Annotated in this window: 16 protein-coding genes; all 16 read right to left on the reverse strand. The window is 48.6% G+C overall.

Annotation, left to right across the window (positions count from 1 at the left end):
- Positions 1-21 precede the first annotated feature (21 nt).
- The 16 genes from pglZ to CLOSA_RS18645 all read right to left on the reverse strand — a co-directional run bounded on the left by pglZ (position 22) and on the right by CLOSA_RS18645 (position 23,610).
- Entirely contained in the window at positions 22-2,544 is a 2,523-nt protein-coding gene (gene pglZ, locus CLOSA_RS18570) for a BREX-1 system phosphatase PglZ type A (RefSeq protein ID WP_013274272.1), read from the reverse strand.
- Positions 2,545-2,598: 54 nt separating this feature from the next.
- Positions 2,599-2,820 carry a DUF3791 domain-containing protein gene (locus CLOSA_RS18575; RefSeq protein ID WP_013274273.1) on the reverse strand — a complete coding sequence of 74 codons (222 nt, stop codon included), beginning with the start codon at positions 2,818-2,820 and terminating at the stop codon, positions 2,599-2,601.
- Between the two features lie 3 nt (positions 2,821-2,823).
- The gene (locus CLOSA_RS18580; protein ID WP_013274274.1) at positions 2,824-3,063 is read right to left on the reverse strand and encodes a hypothetical protein; all 240 of its coding nucleotides are present in this window, start codon (positions 3,061-3,063) and stop codon (positions 2,824-2,826) included.
- Entirely contained in the window at positions 3,060-3,542 is a 483-nt protein-coding gene (locus CLOSA_RS18585) for a DUF3990 domain-containing protein (RefSeq protein ID WP_013274275.1), read from the reverse strand. The genes CLOSA_RS18580 and CLOSA_RS18585 overlap by 4 nt, the downstream gene beginning before the upstream one ends.
- A 21-nt stretch (positions 3,543-3,563) precedes the next feature.
- Positions 3,564-7,421 carry a BREX-1 system adenine-specific DNA-methyltransferase PglX gene (gene pglX / locus CLOSA_RS18590; RefSeq protein WP_013274276.1) on the reverse strand — a complete coding sequence of 1,286 codons (3,858 nt, stop codon included), beginning with the start codon at positions 7,419-7,421 and terminating at the stop codon, positions 3,564-3,566.
- Positions 7,422-7,441: 20 nt separating this feature from the next.
- The gene (brxC, locus tag CLOSA_RS18595) at positions 7,442-11,095 is read right to left on the reverse strand and encodes a BREX system P-loop protein BrxC (RefSeq protein WP_013274277.1); all 3,654 of its coding nucleotides are present in this window, start codon (positions 11,093-11,095) and stop codon (positions 7,442-7,444) included.
- Between the two features lie 18 nt (positions 11,096-11,113).
- Entirely contained in the window at positions 11,114-11,689 is a 576-nt protein-coding gene (locus CLOSA_RS18600) for a DUF1788 domain-containing protein (protein ID WP_005929853.1), read from the reverse strand.
- 1 nt (position 11,690) lies between these two features.
- Complete coding sequence (locus CLOSA_RS18605; RefSeq protein WP_013274278.1) at positions 11,691-12,299, reverse strand: DUF1819 family protein; 609 nt, start codon at positions 12,297-12,299, stop codon at positions 11,691-11,693.
- Positions 12,280-12,507: a helix-turn-helix domain-containing protein gene (locus CLOSA_RS18610; RefSeq protein ID WP_002576387.1), complete on the reverse strand. Its 228-nt coding sequence runs from the start codon at positions 12,505-12,507 to the stop codon at positions 12,280-12,282. The genes CLOSA_RS18605 and CLOSA_RS18610 overlap by 20 nt, the downstream gene beginning before the upstream one ends.
- A gap of 310 nt (positions 12,508-12,817) precedes the next feature.
- Positions 12,818-13,477 carry a vWA domain-containing protein gene (locus CLOSA_RS18615; protein WP_013274279.1) on the reverse strand — a complete coding sequence of 220 codons (660 nt, stop codon included), beginning with the start codon at positions 13,475-13,477 and terminating at the stop codon, positions 12,818-12,820.
- Positions 13,478-13,586: 109 nt separating this feature from the next.
- Positions 13,587-14,603 carry an O-acetyl-ADP-ribose deacetylase gene (locus CLOSA_RS18620; RefSeq protein ID WP_013274280.1) on the reverse strand — a complete coding sequence of 339 codons (1,017 nt, stop codon included), beginning with the start codon at positions 14,601-14,603 and terminating at the stop codon, positions 13,587-13,589.
- A 175-nt stretch (positions 14,604-14,778) separates the two neighbouring features.
- Positions 14,779-16,245 (reverse strand): relaxase/mobilization nuclease domain-containing protein, encoded by a 1,467-nt coding sequence (locus CLOSA_RS18625; RefSeq protein ID WP_013274281.1) that lies wholly within the window; start codon positions 16,243-16,245, stop codon positions 14,779-14,781.
- Positions 16,246-16,305: 60 nt separating this feature from the next.
- Positions 16,306-16,575 (reverse strand): hypothetical protein, encoded by a 270-nt coding sequence (locus CLOSA_RS18630; RefSeq protein WP_008396502.1) that lies wholly within the window; start codon positions 16,573-16,575, stop codon positions 16,306-16,308.
- Positions 16,576-16,591: 16 nt separating this feature from the next.
- Positions 16,592-16,897 (reverse strand): hypothetical protein, encoded by a 306-nt coding sequence (locus CLOSA_RS18635; protein WP_013274282.1) that lies wholly within the window; start codon positions 16,895-16,897, stop codon positions 16,592-16,594.
- Between the two features lie 150 nt (positions 16,898-17,047).
- Positions 17,048-17,380, reverse strand: a complete 333-nt coding sequence (locus CLOSA_RS18640; protein ID WP_013274283.1) for a plasmid mobilization protein — start codon at positions 17,378-17,380, stop codon at positions 17,048-17,050.
- Positions 17,377-23,610, reverse strand: a complete 6,234-nt coding sequence (locus CLOSA_RS18645; RefSeq protein ID WP_242647821.1) for an SNF2-related protein — start codon at positions 23,608-23,610, stop codon at positions 17,377-17,379. Before CLOSA_RS18645 ends, CLOSA_RS18640 begins: the two co-directional genes overlap by 4 nt.
- Positions 23,611-23,613: the final 3 nt, after the last annotated feature.

The raw sequence follows: 23,613 nt of genomic DNA on the forward strand, positions 1-23,613 counted from the left end.
GGAATTCCTGCCTCCTCTGTATCAGAATCCGAATCCAAAGTCATCTGCAAAGGCAATGTCCATGATGACAGGCTGCCTCCACTGCTCCAGACCGCTTTCTTCGTCATAAACCACAAGGTAATATTGCTTGTCCTTGTCGTATTTCTTATTCTTGAATGTGAAACGCATCCGGAAGATACGCTTCTGTGCATTTTCCTCGCGACTGTCCGCCACATAGCTGTTTTCGTTCGAGATTTTCTCATTGTCTTCCGAGAGGAAGAAAATGCGGTATTTTGCCGCTTTTACAGTATCGCTGACGGCATCCGACTGGATAAAGTCCATGGAAGTGATCAGGTTCGTAATCTTATGGACGATGCTGACCAGAGCAATCTCTGCATTCTTTGTTTCCATGTGGCCGCGTTCCATCTTAAACTCCAGCACCGGTACTAGCATTTCCTGCGGTGAGGAACCGCCATGCACATAGTTAGCACCGCCTCCGGCCACCTTAAAGACATTGCTGCTGACAGGATAGGACACCACCTTGCTGTCCTCATTCCCCAGAACGCGTCCCATGCTCATATGGTCGATGCCGTCATCTTCCAGTGCCGCCTTGGACACAATAAATCTGCGATTAACAAATGCTTTTTCCGCGCTTTTCCCAGAAATCTTGTCACTTTCTGTCAGCTTATCACGCTTGTAAATAAAGCCATGATCGGCAGTGACGATAAAATGATAGGTGTTGCCGCTGACGGAGATTCGATGAATCAAGTCCATGATTTCCTGAACGGCCTCCTCACACGCATTAAACACCTCATCCTCGGTATTTGCCTTGTCTCCACGCGCGTCAATCTGATTATGATATACATAGATAATCTGACGTTTTGTCAGCACATCTCGCAGCTCTGCCACTTTCAAATTTTTGATATCATCGAACTGTACACAGACACTATCCGGGTTATAGCTTTGCAGCACCTGCTGCCGACCTGCCAGATTATCGCAAAGGATACCATCAGCCAGTACCTGAAAATCATCCGTCATCTCCAGTGTCTTATGCGGCAAAAGTGCTGCCATGCCAAGCCTTGTATAAGACGGAAGAACACTCAACTGTACAGAAAGTTTTGCCGTACATTTCGGGTCATCCTGCATTCTGGCAAACAACTCCTGTCCGACCTCGTAACGCATGGCATCCGAAATGATGACCACGGTGCGTTCCTTGGTATAGCGCAGGTTGGCATTGTAAAACTCCCGCTGCAACGGAATTGCCGAAAATGCGGCATCCTGCTGGATTCCAGCATTCCATGCTGGGAGCAGACAAGCCAGATATTCGTTCGTGTAGATATTTTCCACCAGCTCCCGAAGCGGCTCAAAGCTTTCCGTGCTCTCCAGCTGGTCGTAATAATAGTAGAATTTCCGATACTGCTGATCCATGTTGTAATCCGCAGCAAGATATCGGTCGATGATTGGCTTTAAGCCATCTGCGGCATGATAATCCGCTTCCTTCACCATGCTGTATGCACTGGAAAGCATCTGATAGGTTTTCCCGGTCTTTCTGCCAAAGTGCATTTTAGCCCGCATTTCACAGAGTTCCGGAATGGTAAATCCGTTTACGATTGCACCGATATCTTCCGAAACAAGTCTGCTAATGAGCCACTTTACCAGCACCTGATCCACGGCAAGGAAAGTGTCGCACTCCACCAAATCGTCCACTCGCATTCCTGCAAATGCCGAAAGAACATTCATCCCTTTGGCAACGTGCGCCGACAGAGCATCGTATTTGTCCCGATACAGGACGCTGTTCATCAGGCTATCGAGAAATGCGATGATATTACCGGACTTGTAGGAGACAAAGCTCTTCCATGCTGCCGGAAGCTCTGCCTGCACATATCGACCAGTATAAGTAACGAACAACGTTACCAGCAGCCGTTCCAGACTCGGCTTTGTATCAGTGTATCCGAAATGCTGCTCACAGAGCTGCCAGAATGCAGACAGCAGATCGTATTTTTCAAACTCCTGCAAGAAAGCATTGTCCACCAACTCGCCATCCGTCAACATGATGCGCACAACCTCTTCAAAAGAGCAGGTACGCGCCTTGCAGACTGCACTCAGCAGACCGACAAGAATATTTTCTTCATTGAAGTTTTCGATTTCCAGATCATAGAACCGCTGAGTACGCTCTTTATTGGCGAAAAACTTGATGTGCTTCTCAATAACCGGCTTGTACTTTTCCTCGATACCGAGGTCAACCGACAGCAGGGAGGCACGGTCAGCAAAGAACCGTCTGGAATACAGCATTGTATCCTCCAGATGGTTGTCCCTTACATCCGGCTTCGGAAACGGTGCATAAATCAGATAATTCGTGGTCTTATCCACACGCTCCAGAAAATACTTTGTATAGAACTGGTTATCCGGCTGGAGATGGTAGATCTTCGCATTCTGAAGCTCAACCGTCTCCATATCTTCGGCAAATTCTGCCTTGTCATCGTACCAGAAAACCAGTTTCCGGGTCTCCCCGGTAAATTCCGCATTCAGGCGGTCTATAATTTGTTTCAGGTTTAATTCTGCCATATCAATTTCCTTTACTTGATAGATTCCGCCCTTTGGGGAATATCATACAGGCAGTTACGCCTTGATCCGTTTATTGCCTGTAATGCTGCTAATATAATCGTCAATATCCTGCACGATGCAATGATCCCCCATTGTGTGCAGTGATTCAAAATATTTTGTGATATACCCATAGATGCCATACTCTTCAAAGGTTTTCGCCACATCAGCACCAGAAAGCCCTTTGAAATGACGGTACCGCTCCATGCAATAAATCAAGAAATTGGATTCTTTGCTCATCTCTCACGCCTCCTCCGGGTAATCATAGGAGCCTGTCAGAAGTTCATCTTGATACATGGTATACAGCGTCATCGGGCTGTAGTGCCACAATTTTGATTTTTCATCCGAAAGCTCCTGATAGAGCTTGGACTGATAAAAGCGGGAAATCGCTTTTTCATCATCCACATTGCTATTTTTTGTAATCCGTTCGATGATGGGCGGCACAATGATTGCAAGCATTGCGCTGAACTGATCTTCGTTCATACAAGCTCCCTCCCTTCAAAATGCAAGTATTGCAGGGACTTCTCAGTTGCAAACACCAGCTGGTTGAACAATTTCCGAATCTTGAGTGCCGCCAGTGTTTGTTCCTTATCCAACACTCCGGTCATATACAGAGTAATGGTGCGGTACACATCATCATTTGCCACAGCACCATAAATCAGGTCATGCTGCTTTCCCTGATAGGTTCCCTGACGGTTCTCAGCTACAAAATCCAACCATGCTTCATCTGGGCTATCAAAGCGCAGCAAGCTGCACTCCTTGAAAGCCACAGCTTCCTCTACGGAATAAATATTGAGCGTAGCGGCTCCTGTTTTGCGGCGGTCAGTGACCTTTTGAGCGAAGTTCACTGCCTGATCGCGGTTGGTGGTGGTATAAAATCCAAAACCGAAGTCCAGATAGCGATTTTGCCGGATAAGTTTCGGCTGTTCTACGATAACATTGCTTCCGTGGTACAAAATCATTGCAAACGCCTCCTGTTCCTCTTATTTCTTCTCTTTCGCCATGATGTTCTTACTGTCTGCCAGCACCTCATAGAACTTACCATCCTGCGCGGTCTGAAGCTTACGGTAATTGACCTTTACGCCGTCATCGAGGTCAAGCTCGATACGGGAAAGTGCCAGATGGCTGATCTTCTCATCGTATTCCCGGCATTCCTTCAGCTGCTTGGCAAGTTTATCCTTTCGCTTGGAAGCTGCTGCCACCTCACGGGCATTCTCGCTGTGATCCATCATATCCTGCATTCGGTTGATCTCGGATTCATATACACGCTGCATCTTGTGCAGGTAGTCGATACGCAGGTTACCGATGGTATCCGGCGTATAGCGATGCAGGTAAACCAGTGCCTTGAAGCCGTTCTGCTTGCCACTGTCAAACAGCCAGTAGATCGGACGCTTGCCGGAGCCGGTGACAGAGTAAGTCTGGCAGTGATCCTTGAAGAAATCGTTCAGGAAGTAGTTACGGATAATCTCCCGGCTGGTGCTGCCCTTATTGCCCAGTGCCTTGGCAATGTAATCCAAGTTTGCTTCCAGCGTATCAGCACCGTACACTGCTTTCAGCCATGCACACAGGCGCGATACGATATCATCGTCCAGATATTCTTCATCGGTGATAGGGATAACATTGTCAGCATCCGGGAAGAACATTTCATCAACCACAACACCCTCATTGCGGTATGCTCGCTGCAATTCTTCAGCAGAAATCGTTCCGGGGCGGTCGTTCAGCTTATCCACAAACGCCTGCAAGGAATACGGTTCTCCCGCAAAAAGCAGACCATCCTTGTAAATAGAGTACCGGCCAAACATACAGCCCACGGCATAGCTGAGCAGGCTCTTGATGTCCCTCTGCAAGTCCGCCTTGCGCACGGTCACATCTTTCTCTTCCACTTCCGGGGTCAGTTCATTCTGCAAGCCGTAGATGCCGATGAAGATACGGTTCAGCTCTTCTTCGTTGGATTTGAGAGAATTAAAGCGCTCTTCACAGTCTCTCCGCCAGTTTTCATAATGCCAAGACAGCCTGCCGAATTTCTCCATTCTATCGTTCCTAAATTGAGACTCTAACTGATCTTGTTTCAGGCGAGCAGAAGGAGCAAGTGGGTGACGAACAAAATCCCATGAGGATTCAAAAGAATCCCATTCAATTTGGCTCATTCTTACAATAGAACCCACTATTTCATCAATTCTCGCCTTCTGATTAGCGTCAAAAAGGAAGGGAATTGAAATAATATCTCCAACCTTAAAATCTAAAGTTGGCGATAAAAACTGAAGGAATTGCATTGCAATTTTGCTATTTAATAGTCCCAATATCCAATTCAAATTTTCTTTTTGTTTTGCAAACCCTTTCGCTCCCTTTGAATCAAAAAGGAAACCATTCTTGCAATACCTTACAGACAAATCCCCCGAACTAATAGCTGACCAAGTCAGTCCTTCCTTAAACGCAAATTCTCCATTATAATTATGAGAACGAATCCGTCCAGTTTTCGGGTCTTTATTATTCCTGATTTCAACACCATCATTTTCCCAATCTACAACATAGTCGTTATTCCCATACCAATCTCTGGTCGTACCACCTTTATTATATGGGACCCACTTTGCATGTCGAATAACAGCATCTTGGGCATCAAGTGCATCAAAAAGAATATTATGTTGGTTTACTTCATGCCATAATCTCAAAAACCGCTCATTATCTGCGGTTGCCATCCCTTCCCTTGTAATGAAAACCTGCTCAAGCGTCCGCTGCTCAAAGCAATCTATTGTATTGTCACTCACCCAATACGCAATAATTGATTCAGGTATTCTGATGAAATTGTGTGCGCTACTAATATATTGATACTTACCGGATATAAACATTTCTTTTTTCTCGGATTCAGTTGAACCATCAATGAGACGCGAGTATGTTCCCTTGTATTTTTCTCCCACATTTGTTTTTCTTATTACAAACGATGTTGTTTGAACCACCTCGCCACTAATCTCATCAAATCCCCTTGCACCAAGATGTGCCATGTTTGCAATGCTATAACTCAAAACAATATTTCGGATTTTTTCAAAACTCGTAAGAAACATCCATGACTGTTGGGTAATCATTGTCGTATACATATTAGGAGCTGTCATCTGCAAACATTTTTCAATAAATGCGGAAAACAAATCCGTTTTTCCACCTATATAATGATTATTCACATAATTGTTTAATTTTGGCGCAGCACTGCTTATTGCCATATACGGCGGATTCGTCACCACCACATCATACTTCTGGGCCATCGTCTGTCCAATATCAATCAGCACCCACAGATGCTCCTTGGTATCCTCCAGCCCAAAGGAATCCATCGACATCTGCTCGTCTTCACCGCTCTGCTCCACAAACCGGCGTAGCAAGTCCCAATCACAGGCATCTACATTCAGAATAGAGCCGTATTCCTTGGCATCGGTCAGGGTGTCCAGCAGGCCTTCCAGCTGCATTTTAGCGGCATTCTTTTCAATATCGTCCATCCCTGCGCCGAAATATTTCAGATGCGCACGGTTGATGCTGTTGCTCTCCTGAATGGCATAGACATGACAGGTGTTCTCACCGTTTAAGATACGGCGGTTGTACTGCCGTGCTTTCATCATCACGGCAAAGTATGCCAACTGATAGGCACGGTCATCAATGTCGAGACCATAGAGGTTGTTCTCCAAAATGCTCTTGGCGGCATCCCGCTGGCTGTATCCGGCATCCTCATACAGCTGCATCAGTACATCGAAGGCATAGACCAGAATATGGCCGCTGCCCATACAGGGGTCGATGACCTTGATGTCCCGCACATCTTTGTACTCACTCTGCTGCTGAATTTTATCGAGCTGTTCGCGCACTTCCTTTGTCTGCACAGCTTCGGGCAAATAGTATTTCCACTCCATCTGCTCGGCAATCTGCTTTTCGGTGGCGATCCGCTTTTCCTCGGCCTCGTCCCAAGTCATCTCATCGAGACCGCGCCCATCGGCAAAGACGCCTTCGTTCTTCCGCTTGTCAATGAAGAGACGACCAAGGCTGTTCTCCACCATGTAGCGGACGATCCAGTCCGGGGTAAACAGCTGGGTCACGGCAGGGATTTCCTCTTTGGTGATCTTCCCGTTCTTTGCAAAGGCAGCGGCCTTCGGCTCGGTGTTGTAATACTGGTACAGCCACCCGATGATCTCCACCTGACCACCGCGCTCAATGTTGAAATCATCCTCCGGAATGTCGTGGATCAGATGATAGACCACGCCATCCTGGTTGGTAACGGACAGGCTGAGCAGCAGCTCTGTGTAGTTCTTTGTTTTTTCAAACAGAGCAGGCAGAATCTCGTTCAGAGCGTTGCACTGCTTTAAGAACAGGATGCGGAACACCTCGTCCAGCTTGTTGTCCTGCTTTAGCTGAAAAATCTGAGCCTCTTCCTCCGCAGTGAAGGGCAGCTCTGCGTCAAACGGTGTTGTAACCAGATCCGGCTCCAGCTTTCCGCTCTCGGAAGAAAGCACCCGGATATGGGAAGGCAGATAGTCGTTGACCTCCATGAAACGGATGGCGATCAGGCGGTTGAACCATGTATAAGCAACCTCCTCGATCACATACTGATATGCGGTTTTGTAGTCGGTATCCTTTTCCTTCTGTTGAATAACCTCTATCAGCTTGTCACGCTGATGCACGGCCTCGCTGGAAATCGAATATGGTTCTGCGGTGCCGATATCGAAGAACTGCGTACCGCCGAAACTCTGCGGCAATGGCTTTGCAATGCCGTCCTCCGTAATACCGATCAGGCGGGCATCATAGCTGACATCTGCAATCATCTTATTCCGCGCCCAAATCGCAAAATTCTTTATGGCTGTCTTGTTCATGGAGCCAATCCTCCTGTTATTTATAGTTCAATGTTGACGATTGTATCTTCGTCCATCTCTTTCAGCAGGTTTTCACGCAATGCAGCAAGGTATTTATCAACATCATCCTTGCTCTCCAGCCGCCACGATGCAGTCTTAGCAACCGTCTTGATGGAAACATTCTTCGTGGTGCGCACCTTATATACCGGCTGCGGTTCTGCCACTTTTTCTGCCGGTTTCACGGTCTCGCCGCGTTTTTTTGCCTCTTCTTCCTGACGCTTGCGCTCTGCCTCGGCCTTTGCCGCTGCCTCCTTCGCAAGGCGAATGTCCTCTGCGTTCATCTCGTTGAGCAGGCGCAGCTTCAGTGCCTCCGCCTTATCTGCATAACTGCGCAGAGTGGAAACATTATTGCAGTGCTCCGCACCATCCATGATCTCCTTAAACAGTTCCAGATAACGGTTGAACTTCGCATCCTTATAGGACTTGGTGTTCAGCACTTCAAAGACACGGTTCCGATCCTGATTGATGGAATCCTTGACCGGCTCTGCCTGCTCTTCCAGAATGCGCATATAGCAGTTCATAAACTTCTCGCGCAGCTCCGGCAGCTTCGGAATCTCCTTGTAGGGCTTCGGCATCCGGACAATGGTGCGCATCTTGGCCACCACGTCTTCCAGTTCTGCATCCACGATGTAGGTCTTGCTGTCCTCGTAGATATTCAGCATATCCAGCGCACGAGTGAAGATGGTCAGCTGCTCACTGCCGAAGAAATCACGGATAGGCTCATAGTCCTCGCCAAAATCCATCAGATCGTCCTGCTCGTCAAATACGGTCTTAAAGAATTCCAGCGGTGCCTGAATCTGTACCAGTGCAGAAAGCCGCTTCTTGCCCTTTTCCAGAATTTCTTTTCCAGGATAGGCGTAATTCTCATATTTCGGTTCCAGCCGCTCAATCTCGGTGATTCGATTCTCGCAGTAATGCTGGAAGTTCTTCATGATGGTATCTTCGTCATCGGCAGGCGGTGCCACCTTGAACAGCTCTTTCATCACGGTGCGGACGGCCTTTTTCTGATTTTCCGGCACACGGACGCGCACTTCCGTCAACAGCTTATCCACGAACTGCTTCTTCGTGATATAGCCGATGATTTCCTCTTCGGAACGGTTGTTCAGATTGATGCTCTCACCGTTGACCGTAAAGGACAGGTCTCCACGCTTAAAGAGCCGTGCCACCAGCCAATGGATGTCATCTTCCACAAAGCCATAGGGTGCTTTCATAAAGCGATCCTTGATCGTTTTCATAGAAGTTTTCATGTGCATCCGGGAGTTACCTGCCACGAATTGCAGTACATCATCCAGTGCATGGACATTGGATTCTCCGGTATCTCCCAGTGCCAGCGACAGCTGATTGCTGGTCTTGAACATCTTCCGGATGTCTGCTTCGCCCATCGCTGCGTCGATGTAGGACAGCTTGTGGTAAACCGTCTGCACCAGTCTGCCGATAGCCTCGTTGATGCGGCTGGTCACTTCCTTGCCGGAGGTGTGCAGCACATCGCCATTGACATAGATGGTAGCCTCTTTCAGAGCTTCCGTCAGGTAAAGCTTGGCGTTCCCGTTGCGTTCCCGCATCTCTACGCGCTTTGCTTCCTTAATGGTCTCATACTTGGCAAGCTGCACAGAAGTATTCTTGCGCAGGAATCGCTCAATTTTCAAGTATGCCCGCATTTCCGTCAGGAACGCATCATCATTCGGCAGAACCACAAGAACTTCCTTGCCCTGGCCAGAGAGCAAGCGCAGCGTACCATCATCGGTGCCGCCCTCATACCACGGGGTCAGCACACGGAGGCCGATATCGTAATTCTGATTTGCCTTATAGGGGCGGTCATCCACTGTCTGATTGAAGGAGAACGCATACCGTCCACCAAAGCTGGGGTACTGATACTTCTTACTGGAGAAAATGTCCTCATAGATCATCTCCGCGATCTTCGTGATGACCTCCGGCATCTCCACATTTTCTTTTTCGATTTCGTTGTTAATTTCCTGTTCCTCATCGGTCAGGAATACATAGATGGAGCCATTCTTCTGAATCAGCATCTGGCGCATCAGCACTTTCAGTGCGTCCTCCACCTGTGCTTTCAAAGAGATACGATCATCGTCAATGCTGATAATCATCAGGCTGACGATGTTGTCCACATTGGCTTCGATCTCCAGAACATATTTAATCAGGAAAAGGGTCTTCAGCACATTGATAGCAAAGACATCTTTTTCCTTTTTTTCCGGGTTGATGTAGCTGTTATCATAAGCGCGGATGATCACGCTGCTGTGGCTGTGGTCGAGGAAGTTCTCCAATGCATCATAGAACCGATAGAACGGCACGATTGCCCCCATCTCGTCGTCCATCAGCTGCATGGCAGACTCTTTGAACAGAGCCAGCATGGAACGTTCACCCTCGGACAGGTGCTTACCGGATGCACCGTGGGTACGGATACTGGTCAGCACGCTGGCAAGCAAATTAAACTGGTATGGAACAAAAGGATAAACCTCAGCAAAATCTTCTGCGTTGGCGTACAGTTTTTTCTCCACACCGTCGTTGAAGACAATCAGATTTTTGATGATGGTTGCTTTCTGGTCATAGAGCAGACGCAGGCTCTGGGCTGCGGTCTCTGTCTTATCCAGAATACGCTTTTTGATAACAGCGTCCACATTGGCAGAGGACAGAGAAAGGCGTGTATCGAAACGTCCCTGAATCTTGGAGAAGTCGTTACCCTTCACCTTGGTAATGGAGTCGATATCCTGCTGGCTCGTTACGATTACCCAAGCCTTACCCATGCACTCCTTGCCCAGTTCTTCCGTCACTGTCTGAAGGTTCAGCATCAGCTTGGAATCATCGCCAATGTACTGACCGATCTCATCCACAAGGAAAACAACATGGTGGTTATTGCCTTTTTTATCAATATAAGACTTTACACGCTTAGCAAAATCCTCAATGCTGATCTGGTAGCTCTCGGTTGCTTTCTCGCACCAGTTACGGGCAGCTGATTCGCTCATGAAATCCATGTCAGAAAGAACATCGACAACAGAATCCTGAATGAAATCGAAGTCCTGACGAGAGCTTTCCCACGGATCGCCATACTCTTCTTCAAACTTTTCCTTAAACTCTTCAAAACGACCTTCCTCGGAAAGCCTGCGCTCCAGGTCAGCAAGGTGCGGCATGGAACCGCAGAAGCCCTGCATCTCATTGAAAACCTTCAGGAATACGTTCACAATGGCATCTTTATTTTCCTTGCCATTAGAATCGCTTTTGGAATCAATGTTGAAAAGAATTACGTCCGATGGGGTGTTTGCTGCCAGCTGCATATCTGCCAGCACCATCTGATTGGTAATCTTCTGATCTTCGATAAAGTAGTCGATGGCATGTTTGTCTCCGACCTGTTTATTCTGAAGCAGATAGGACAGAATTTTCAGGAAATGAGATTTACCACTTCCAAAGAAGCCGGAAATCCAGACACCCATTTTCGGTGTGGTTCCCTGAATACCTTTTTTATATGCTGCAAAGAAATCTGCAAAATGACGCTGAAGCTCACGGGTCACAACATACTCTTCCAGCTCCTGCGCTACATTCGTTTCTTCACCCTGACCGACAATGATAACGCCCTGTATCTCACGGTCAATTTTCTTTCGGAACATGTCCTTGATCTGCATAACTGTTTCCTCCATCCATCACTTTACCAGTCGGAATGCCCGGTAATAGTTATCGTCTTTAATCTCATTGAACAGAATCAGTTCCTGTTCATTATAGGTTCCCGGAAAGAACATCACGACCGGGCACCGCACAAACGCCTGGTGCAAGTTGTTAAGCACCTTGTGGGAGCGCAAAATCGGATAGCACTTGCCGATACCGGTCAGGAACACGACTGCATTCTCCGGCGTATGTTCTTTGATATATTGCACGATCAGGCTGTCATCGTCATTTACCTTCATGGAGTTGGTCACTGCCTTGACGATACGCTCGATCCCTCGCTTTTTTTCAAAGTCATAGCACTTTTCCATGAAGTTTTTCTTTTCCAAAAAGTCAATGATGATATCATACAGGTCAAAGACCACAAGCTCAAAATCATCATCGCCCCGGTCGTTCTTATTTTTCAGATACTCTACACGCTCCCGAACTTCCAGTTCCTTTTCCGGTGGATAATCAAACACCCAATAGTTGACCTCATTTGCGCGGCCTGTTCCTTTTCGGAAAGACGGCTTATGGATTGCAAGCTCCATCTCATCCAGTCTTTGGCTTAAATCCATTTCATCTTACCCCCGTCAGTGTTTTTACCATGATGCCAAGGTCATGGTCATAAAGCCAATGCTCAAATGCAATATCAAGAATTGGCTTCAGTATTTTTCTTGTGCTGTTTGCCCGGTTGCTTTCTAAAAGTCCTGCTTCATAAAGCTGCGTTTTATAGCAGGAGCCGAGGCGGTGTAGCGTATAGTCTTGAAAAGAAGCCACTTTCTCACTCTGTTCCTGCTTATTTTTGAAGAATATTCGGATATCCGCATCCTTCAACTCATCCGAACCAAGAATCATTTTTTCCCGCACTACTTCATACACAAAATCAAAGAACAGCGTGTCATGCAAAAGAGCCGCAGTCAGCACAAATAATTTTTGTGTAGCAAGATCACTGCTCAGAAAGATTGGATAAAAGCTTTCATCTAATGTCTTGATACGGGCTGTTACGGTAGAATAAATCTGCTGCGCTCGTAGTTTTGTCGGTGCGCCATAGATGTTTGTCTCTTCATTCAACTTTTTAATGTCTGCAAAGCTCTTACCCTCGCTCAAAAGCTGCACGGTTTTCCGAAATTCCATGAACCAGAACGAAAATTTCACTGCTCCGGCACTATACGGTTTTCTTTCCATCTTCGTTCTCTCCATTTCCGGATTTTGTTTTAATGTATCTGCCGCTTTTGATTCTGGCATCCTTCGGCTTTTCGGCGTTAATAGGAATGACCCACTGATGGCCTAAACGCTCGGCACCATCAATTCGCCCTTCCGTGCATAATGTCTGTACTCTCCTTGTGCAGATACCCCATTTTTCAGAAGCCTGCTTAATCGTCATGAAATCCATACGGAACCTCTTTTTCGATGTCTAAAGTCACTCGCAGCAAGTTAAAATTTCTCATTTATATTCTACTCCAAGAAACGAACAAAATCAATCGAAAGTTCTTCCAAATTTTGAACGATTTTTTTAGAACCCACTCTTCTGCAAGCAGGGCTTTCGTGACACGAAAGCGATTTTCTGCTTGTTGGGGAAACTCCCCAATCCCCTTAGAACGCTGCCTGCGGCATCGGGCTGCGCATCCGTTCCGGATGCTTTAACGGCAGTTCCTGCCAAAAAAAACGCCGGAGTGAATCATCACCCCGGCTTCAAAAAACATTTACTTGTGCTTGCGGCCTCCACGCTTTTTGTAGTCCTCGTCTATACGCTTTTTCCAGTCTGCACTCAGCGGGGCACTGCACCGTACGGAGCTGATTGCTTCGCTGACCACCTCATAATTCAACGCGGTTCCTTCACTGTCGCACTGATAGTTGACTGCACGATCTGCGCCGATTCCAAACTGGCTTGCGGTCTCTACTGCATCAATATTGGCACCGAGGAACAAAAACTCCCATCCGTATTTTGCTTTCTGCCGCTCGATCATCTGCTTCACTTTTTCGCTGTTGTACCGGCGGCTGGCATTTTCCATTCCGTCCGTAGTGATTACAAACATGGTATGTTCCGGCACGTCCTCCGGTCTTGCGTACTTATGAACATTTCCAATGTGATGAATCGCACCACCGATGGCATCTAAGAGTGCTGTGCATCCACGAACCGTGTAATCACGGTCAGTCATCGGTCGGATGTCCCTTACATTTACACGGTCGTGCAGGACTTCGCTCACATTGTCAAACAGCACCGTTGAGATCAGTGCTTCGCCCTCTGCTTTTTTCTGCTGCTCAATCATGGAATTGAATCCGCCGATGGTATCCCGTTCCAATCCGCTCATGGAACCGCTGCGGTCTAAGATAAAAACGATCTCTGTTAAATTCTTTCTCATATGCTTGTCCTCCCAAAAGATGATGGCTGCTCGGTTTCGTACCTTACAGCCATAGTATAGCGATTTTCTTTTGTGGAGTGGTCGCATGGAAAGCGACATTTCTTTGTCCTTATGCTCCGATCAGGCTCTGGTCAAAAGCAAACAGTGCCTCGTTGATTTCATACACATTGTAGTTTCCCCGTTCAACAAAATATTCTACAATGATATCGAATTTGCTCGAATGGGAAAGGGTAAAACCTGCCTTACCCAGCATCTCCTGCATCTGGGCAAGCGGCAGTTCCAAAGCCAGGGCAAATGCCAGCACTGTAGGTTTGGATGGCTTATAGAACTTATCAGAACGAATTTTGGAAAAGAGCTTCCGGTCAATGTTTGCCTTCTTGTAACACTGGGCATCTGTCATGCCGCTTTCATCAATCTTCCGCAGCAGCATTTCCGAAAAGCTCTCATCAATCTGCCCCAGTGCCTCCTCCAAAGATTGACTGCTGCAAGATTTACAGATTTCTTCGGGCGGCAGCGGAACAGGTGCAGCTTCAAAGCAGGATTCCTCTGGCAACGCTTCGAGTCGCCTTCTCTGTTCTTCCCGGCTGTCGGTGTGTTCCTCCACATACCGGTCATCTATGTAAGCCGCGATATCAGCAAAAAGTTTTCCGCTAATCTGATATGCCTTCCGATCAAAGATAACGATGTAGACCATCATCTCATTCTCCAGCAGGAATGTGCTGATGGTATCGACTGCAACCTTCAGAGCCTGGTCTTTCGGATAGCCGTAAATGCCGGAGGAAATCAGCGGAAAGGCCACCGACTGACAGCCATTTTCTTTTGCCAGGTTCAGAGATGTCCGATAGCAGGATTCCAGAAGCTCCTGTTCTCGATGCTTGCCATCCCGCCAACGCGGTCCGACCGCATGGATTACATATTTGCAGGGCAGTCGGTATCCCTTTGTGATTTTTGCGCTGCCGGTCTCGCAGCCATGCAGCGTACTGCACTCTGCAAGCAACTCCGGTCCGGCGGCACGATGAATGCAGCCGTCCACTCCGCCTCCGCCCAAAAGAGACGTGTTAGCCGCATTGACGATTGCGTCAACGCTCATTTTTGTAATATCGTTCCTAATAATCTGTAAGGGCACAGAGCATACCTCCCATTCATCAATTTAACTTTCTATCTGTATTATAACTTCTTTTATGTTGAGATGCAAAATTTGAGTAAAGACCGATAATCCTCCTGCTATCAAGTCTGACCGTTTTCGAAAAAAAAGCCCGGTACAGCATGAGCATTACGCCCACACTGCACCGGACATTCCATCATCTGCTATTCTCTTTATTTTCTTCTTCCTGCCGCACTTCCTGCTCATGCAGCTGCTCCTTCTTCTGTTCGTCCTCTTTCAGGATTTCCTGTACGATCTTCTGTGCCACAAGCCAATCCTGCATTTCCGATTTGGTCTTGCGGTACTCTGCATAGGAGCTTTTCTTTCGTTCCAGAAGCATCACATACTCTGCGTTCAGCTTGCTGATGCGCGGGAGCTTTTTGTCAGAGCCGTTCTCTTTCTTATAGGCATCAAACGCCTTTTTCGCTGCGCTGCGCAAGGCCAGCATATCCCGATGGGCTTCATAGAACTCCCGATTGTAGCCGGATGCCTTATACGCAGCAAAAACATCTTTTGTCTTAGCATAATTGATTAGGTGCTTTCGCAGCACTGACACTTCCGACATCCGCGCCTCATCTGCCTTTACAGATTCCAGCAGCGCATCGCATTTTTCAGTAATTTCATCTGCCTTTTCCTTTAGCTCTGCATAGCTCTTGATTCCATGCTCTTCCATGAACATCATAGCTTTTGCCATCTGCTTCAGATTAAAAACTTTCGCCCAACGCGCATATCCCACGCCTTTGCCCGCCTGCATTTTGGCACGGACATCAATAAGGAACGACAGCTCCGTCCTCTGATGCACCTGCGCCGACCGTGCGCTTGTGCGGGTTTTCTCTGCAAATTTGCTTTTATGAACCGCATTTCCGGCAATCACTTCACAGAGTTCTTCAAGCGAATATCCTTTGCCAAGAGAGCGGAAACGAGCAAATCTGGTATGGTCTTTTCCCCGCAGGGCAGGCTGTTTTCCATCTTTATACTCGTACCCTGCTTTCTGCAAAATTCCAATCAGTTCCCGGAAGTCTTTTGGTTTTCTTTCCAATGCCGCATCAATGGCCTCGCAGATTTCATCCCGCTGCGATTTTCTCTCCGGGTATTCTGTTCTCTTCTGCCGCTCCCCATAGGGCTTCCGGATAATGACCGACAGCCGGTGTTCCAAGCAGACGATATCACTGAGCCTTGCCAGCGCAAGACCGGATAAGCGAAAATCTCGGAATTTTCTTGTGCAGTCTAATGTAGTCGAATTAAAAATAATATGGTTATGAATGTGCGCACGATCAACATGGGTAGCCACGATAAAAGCATGTTTCCCCTTGGTAAAGCGCATAGCTGTCTCATACCCAATCTTGTTTGCTTCCTCCGGCGTGATCTCTCCGGGCTTAAAAGATTGCCGAATCTGATATGCAATCACATCATGTGCCTGAGTTCTTCCCGTGATATGCTCATACTGCCGTTTGGAAAGCAGAAATTCTTCATCACAGGTCTTTGCATCACAGGCATACGCGCTGATATATTTTCCATCTTCCGTCTTTGCTGCATTCTCAGAATAATCAGTACGGTCAGCCAGACACTGCGCTACCGTCTTTCCTTTATTGATATGCAGCGCAATTAGTCTTGTAGCCGCCATTTTCATATTCCTCCATCTAAAAAGAGCTACCCGAAGGCAACTCTTACCAATCTACTATTCTCATTTTAGCATCCGTTCCCGGTCATAAGCCCCCTGCAAATAAACGGCCTGCTTGATGATTTCTTCCATATCAAAATAGACGCACATAATGCTTTCGTACAGCTTCCACACATTAGATTCGCTGCCTCCCACCATTTCCATCAGCTGGTCTTCCATCTTCGATTGCTCAGACTGTTTTTCCTGATAAGCTGTCTCTTCCACAAAATGATTCTCTCCATCTGTTTCCTCGTACCGTAAATCATAATAATCTTTCATAAACTGAATATCCATCGAATCCCTCCTGAACTCAAATTGTCAAAACATCCTCTACACGCTCACACAGCTGTTCCATCAGTTCCATGATGCCGCCAGCACCAACCGCAGCTGCGAACAGTCCCATCTCAATCAGGGTCAGCAGGAACACATCCGTCCAGCTCGCCCGAACCACAGAATAGATGCCGCAGCCAAGAACGAACAGTATAACCGGCGAAAGTACCCACAGGGATAGCTGCATCAGCAGATTCCAGATAAAGCATAGAAATCGCAGCAGAAATGCAACTGGCAGCAACAGGATTTTTACCATCAGCTTCAACAAAAAACATACGATCTTCATGGATTTCACCCCTTCGTTTTTCTTTTCATCTTCATTTTACCGTACCCGCTTGCCAAACACCACGATGTCAACAGGAAAACAAAAAATATGTAACGGCACAGACAGTTTCATCTGTGCCATGTGCTGTAGAAATCCCGCACGTTTGCGCCGTCAGCGAATACCAGAAAGCCTCTTCAGGATCAGCTTCTGCATCTCCCAGAGTTCATCCAGCCGCCTCTGCAAATCCCGGATATCCTCCGCATAGATACTTCCGGATTCATTGGCTCGTTTTGCGTACTGGTTCAGGTTGTTGCTGCATCGGCGAAGAAGGGTGGATACCTGCGCCACATCTGACAAATCAAGATTTACGCAGTACCCGTCCATCGCCATTTTTCTCATATAAGCACCGGTATTCCGAATGCCCAATTCCTTCTGCTTTTCACGAATCCTGGCCAGCTCTTCCGGATTCACCCGTACATTGATCCAGTGTTCCCGAACACTCATAGTGCCACCTCCTCATCATCTCGATGTGTCACCGGCGGAATGCGACCGGCACGGTCACGCAGCTCTGCCAGGACAGACGGTTTTTCCGTTGTTTTCTCACGGTCAGGATCATCATTTCCACGGTCATCCATATTCAGCAGCGCGTCCAGTTCTGCCAGTCTTGCACTCTTTTCTGCCAGTTCTGCCTCCTGGGGAAACGGTTTTCCAAGCTCGGCCTGCGCCGCTTCCTGCTGGCTTCTAAGATTGCCTAACTGCTGTTCCGCCTTTTCCAGCCTTGCAGGAATCCCGGCAAGAGCATTGTCCAGACGCTGGATATTGCCCGCCGCACTGGTTCCGATGGGCACTCGGTGGGTCATATCGCCTTTCAGCAGCACCTGATACTCTTTCTGGAAGCTGTCAAATTCCAGCTCCATCTTGAAACCTCGATAGCTGCCAAGCGGCACCGGCTCCAGACTCTGATTGGCTTTACAGATTGCAAGGATTGCTTCACCGGCCTCTACTTTTTCAATAAAATGTGTGCCATTCACCTCCATACCGCAGAACCCTTCTTCCGGCAGCGGATGTGCCGCCACCGTCCGAATATCCGACTGAAAACCCTTGATGAACCCCTGCGTTTTCTCAATCTCCGCAGGGAAATATTTCATCAGCTTATCCTCCAATCGGTACTGCTGGCTCTGATGGTCTGCCTTCAATACTTTCAGCCTTGCAACATCTACATCCAAGTCCATTTTTTCCTTAATCTGCGGGTCTCCTGCACAAAGTGCCTTGATCTCCGCATAAGAAAGTGCCTGCTCATCCACATCATCACAGGAACGCACCGGAGATTTGCTGGTCATGATCTGACTGATAAACTTCTGTTTATTCTCCAGTGTCTGATAGAGGTAGGCATCAAAGGTTCCTTCCGTCACATACTGATAAACCTGCACTTCTTTGTTTCGGTTTCCCTGACGGATGATACGGCCATTTCGCTGGGTCATGTCCGCAGGCCGCCAGCCTACATCCAGATGATGCACGGCCACCAGCCTGTCCTGCACGTTCGTGCCTGCGCCCATCTTCTGTGTCGAACCTAACAACACCCGCACCTGTCCGGTACGGACTTTGGCGAACAGATCTTTCTTTTTTGCCTCGGTATCCGCATCATGGATAAATGCGATTTCTTCCTCCGGTACACCGGACTGGATAAGTTTAGCGCGGATATCCTCATAGACATTGAAGGTTCCATCGTTCTTCGGTGTACTGAGGTCGCAGAACAACAGCTGGGTCAGCTTATCCGACTGCCCTTCCTCATAAATCCGAAGCACATTCCGCACACAAGCGTTGAGCTTACTGTTGGGGTCATCCGGCAGGAGCGGATTCATCAGCCGCTGATCCAGCCCCAGCTTTCTGCCATCCGATGTGATTTTCAGCATATTATCGACCGACGGGTCTACCACGCCGGAATGCACAGCCGCTGCCCGTTCCGAAAGCTCCGCTACCATCGCCTGCTGATGTTCCGAAGGATGCACAACCACGGTTTCAAACTTTGCCTCCGGCACCGGCAGATGCAGCTGATCGGAAGTCTTGATATCCGCCACTTCCTTGAACATGTTCATCAGCTCCGGCAGGTTGAAGAACTTTGCGAATCTCGTTCTTGCCCGGTATCCGGTTCCTTCCGGTGCCAGTTCAATGGCCGTGGTGGTCTCACCAAAGGTAGAAGCCCAGCTGTCGAAATGGGTCAGCCCTTTCTGCTGCAACGTGCCGTACTGGAGATACCGCATCATGGTGTAAAGCTCCGTCATGCTGTTGCTGACCGGGGTACCGGTCGCAAAAATGATGCCGCGCCCACCGGTCAGCTCGTCCATATACTGGCACTTCATAAACATATCAGAAGATTTCTGCGCTTCCGAAGTGGACAAGCCTGCAACATTGCGCATTTTTGTGTAGAGGAACAGGTTCTTAAACGCGTGTGCCTCGTCTACAAACAACCGGTCTACGCCCAGCTGCTCAAAGGTAATCACATCGTCCTTTCGGTCGGTTGCCCGGAGTTTCTCCAATCTCGCCTCCAATCCTTTCCGGGTCTTTTCCATCTGTTTAATAGAAAAACGTTCGCCATTCTGGGACTTCATCTCAGCAATGGCATTTTCGATTTCATCAATCTGGGCAGTCAAAATCCGCTCCTGCCGTTCTGCGGACACCGGGATTTTCTCAAACTGGGAATGCCCGATGATGACTGCATCGTAATCGCCAGTGGCAATTCGTGCGCAGAACTTTTTTCTGCGGGCGGTTTCAAAGTCCTTTTTACTTGCTACCAGCAGTTTTGCACTCGGATACAGGCGCAGGAACTCGTTTGCCCACTGAAGGGTTAAATGATTCGGAACGACAAACATGGATTTCTGGCACAGCCCCAGTCGCTTTGCCTCCATAGCAGAAGCCGCCATCTCGAAGGTCTTGCCGGCACCAACTTCGTGGGCCAGTAGCGTATTGCCGCCGTACAGCACATGAGCAATGGCATTCTGCTGGTGTTCCCGCAGCCGGATCTCCGGATTCATGCCGCCAAAGCGGATATGAGAACCATCGTACTCACGAGGGCGGGTGCTGTTGAACAGCTCGTTATACTTTTCCACCAGTTCCGCACGGCGATAAGGGTCTTTCCACACCCAGTTCTGGAACGCATCTTTAATGGCCTGCTGTTTCTGCTGGGCAAGGGTGGTCTCCTTTTTATTCAGAACCCGCTTCTGCTTGCCGTCTGCATCCTCCACGGTATCGTAGATACGGATATCCCGCAGATTCAGCGTATCCTCCAGAATCCGGTAGGCATTGGCTCGGCTGGTGCCGTAGGTCATATAGGCATGGACATCATTCCGGCTCGGTGTGCTCTTGCCGGTGATCTGCCACTCTGCCGTCATGGGAGAGAATTTCACTTCAATGTTTCGGCGCAGGTAAAACGGCGGTTCAAAGGTTTCTTCCATAAACTGCTGGATATAATCCCGATTGACCCATGTGGCACCAAGGCGCACATCAATCTCCGACGCATCCAGATCTTTCGGCTGCGCCTTTCTCAGATATTCCGTATTTACCGCAAAGGCAGGGTCAGAGGCCGCAGCCAGTTCTGCCACGCGGAGCTTTTCCCGGACATTGCCGGACAGATATTCGTCAGCTGTTACCCAGCCGGTTTCCTCGCCGCCCTGCGTCATCGGGTCTTTGAAAATGACACCATGCAGTTCCTGCTGGATTTTTTCATATTCTCCAGGCGTTCCTAAAAGCTCCGACATATAGGGCAAATCCACTCTGCCGCGCTCTCCGATGGAGATTGCCAGAGCTTCAGCCGGAGTATCTACGCTGGTAACAGCCCGTTCCGGTCGAATCGTCCGTTTGGTGAACATATCCGCCTTGGATTCCAGTCTGCCGTTTTCATCTACATTTTCCAGAGAGCACAGCAGATAATAGGACGAATCTTCCGAAAAAGCCTGCGCATTTGCACGGGAGTTGATAAGCCCATACTGATCGGCGAATCGGTCATAGGCCACATTCAGTTCCCGCTGTTTCTGGGCAATCGCGTCCTCTGGGTAATCGTTCAGCTGGTAGTCGATCAGTTCCTGCACGATGGTACGAAGCTCCACCATGCCCTTGATTCTGCCGGTGGCTGTCGCAGAAAGGTCAGCCTTTCGCATGATGCTGTTCTCACGGAAGTAGACATCCCCATCGACCACTGCATAGGAGAAGTTCTTTACATTTGGGTCTGCCGGAATGGTTTCGCCCTGCAAGGACAGTTCTTCCTCCGGTGCCAGCTCCTGCGCTTCATAGTGACCGCCGATGTGCTGCACAGCCTCATGCAGCTGGTCTCCCAGATCCGCTCCTGGAATCGGAATGACCGTACATTCTTCCTTACCATACTGGGTGCTTTCCGTTGTAATCTCGCCCAGCACCATTTCCGGGTGGTCAACGAAATAACTGTTGAGGGTGATTCCCTCCGAAGTCAGCCCCAGATGTACCCAATCCGGTTCGATATCAATGGGATGGTCTCTCTTTTGCAGGAAAATGATATCCGACACTACATCTGTACCGGCATTGGCACGGAATGCGTTATTGGGAAGTCGGATGGCTCCCAGCAGTTCTGCCCGCTGCGCCAGATACTTTCGCGCGTCCGGATTCTTGGAATCCATCGTATAGCGGCTGGTAACAAAGGCCACAATGCCACCGGGACGAACCTGATCCAATGCCTTGGCAAAGAAATAGTTGTGGATAGAAAAGCCGAGTTTATCATAGAGCTTATCGCTGACACGGTAGTTGCCAAAGGGCACATTGCCCACGGCCAGATCATAGAAATCGCGCCGATCGGTGGTCTCAAAGCCTGCCACCTTGATTTCTGCCTGCGGATACAGCTTTTGTGCAATACGTCCGGTGATGGAATCCAGTTCCACACCATACAGTCTGCTTCCCAGCATGGAATCCGGCAGCATACCGAAGAAGTTGCCGACACCCATCGACGGTTCCAGAATATTGCCTTTCTCAAAGCCCATATCGTCCAATGCTTCATAGATTGCACGGATCACGGTAGGACTGGTGTAGTGCGCATTCAGAGTCGAAGCTCTGGCTGCGGCATACTCTTCTTCCGTAAGAGCTGCTTTCAGTTCCTTAAATTCACCTGTCCAGGCAGTTTTCTCTGCATCAAAGGCATCTGCCAGCCCGCCCCAGCCGACATAATTGGCCAGCGTTTCCTGTTCCTCCGGTGTCGCATCCCTGTGCTGATTTTCCAAGGTTTTCAGCGTGTAGATGGCATCCATGTTGGCACGGAATTTCTGTTTAGGACTGCCTTCACCGAGGTGAAAGCTGTTGATGCGATAGTTTTCTGCATGTTTTGCTTCATGCTCTGCCCGGAACGCTGCTTCTTTTCCAGGATTCAGATCAACCACCAGATTGTGCAGGTGAACATTATCCTCATGTCCCAAAAGTCTTGCCAGATTTTCCTTGCTTTCCGAGCGGAAGATCGGATACACGGAATCCGGGTCCCGAAGCTCCACATCGAAAAGCCCGACTTTTTCAATCGTAAATGCCTTCCCGTCCAGATACAGCGTATCGCCGACACGATAATCCGGCTGCACCGGAGCTGCGGGTTCTGGCTGCACAGTTGCAAGCTCTTTTTCAGCCCCCAAAGCTCTGCCGCGAATCTCCTGCAACGCCTCTGATGCACTCACATAATCGGCAAATGTCTGCACTTTTCCGTCCGAATATCCGTAATACTCTTCTCTTACATAATCCCAGATGGCAAACGCATCCTTAGAATCCGGGAAGTTCTCGCCGGTCATCGTGACTACAAACCGTTCATCCGGTGCATAGCCTGACTCTCTGGCAAGTTCTCTGGCGTGTTCCTGCATTTCCAATACCAGAGGATCTGTCACTGCATGAGCCGGTTCCGCTGCTTCTTCGGATTCCACTTCTGGGAATGAAATGTCCTGCTGCAAATCCTGCTTGCTCTGCTCAACATAGAGCCAGTCTTTGGCTTCTCGTTCCTGGACTTTTTCAATCAGCTGCTGGCGGTAGGTTTCTGCCTCCCATTCGCTGGTAAACTCTTCGCTGACACCATCCGGCTCTACATGAATGCCGTCCTGAATATCATCCCAGACCGCATAGCCATCGTCTGTTTCCATCACGGTAAACCGCTGAGGTGCTGCCAGTTCACTTCTGGCATAGACCTCCGCAGCTGTGTTCAGCATATTATCCACATGTTCATTTCCGGTATCGTAGTGTTCCGGCGGCGTTGGCGGAAATACATGGGCGGCTGTCGGCATAGGAAGCGGCGCGCCGTATTCCTGCTCCAGCTTCCGATACTCTTCCATTTCCAGCGCAGTCAGATACTGACCATTTTCCACAAGCCGGTCTAACCGCTTATCCACCGCAGACCATGTGAGGCGCACTTCCCGGTCATGGTCATAATTGCGAAGCTGAATGCCTTTCCCGTTATAATCAGCAAAACCGCGACTGCCATCCATAAAGGTATAGCTGTGACCGCCGAGACCGTATTCCGCTTTCAGAAATGCAGCTCGTTCTTTTGTGTCCCCTTGCTGCTGATACAGCGCATAAATACGGATTTTCCCGCCTTCAAAATTGGAGCCTGTCCGCAGCATCCGGTCGATTTCATCCTCAGAAATAACAAAAGCGGAGGGCTTTTCGCTCTCCGCTTCTCTGACTGCATTCTCTGCCGCCGCATCAATTTTCTGAATCTGCTCTGCTTCGGACTGAAACAGGCTCATAAA

This window comes from [Clostridium] saccharolyticum WM1 (assembly GCF_000144625.1).
Classification (GTDB): domain Bacteria; phylum Bacillota; class Clostridia; order Lachnospirales; family Lachnospiraceae; genus Lacrimispora; species Lacrimispora saccharolytica.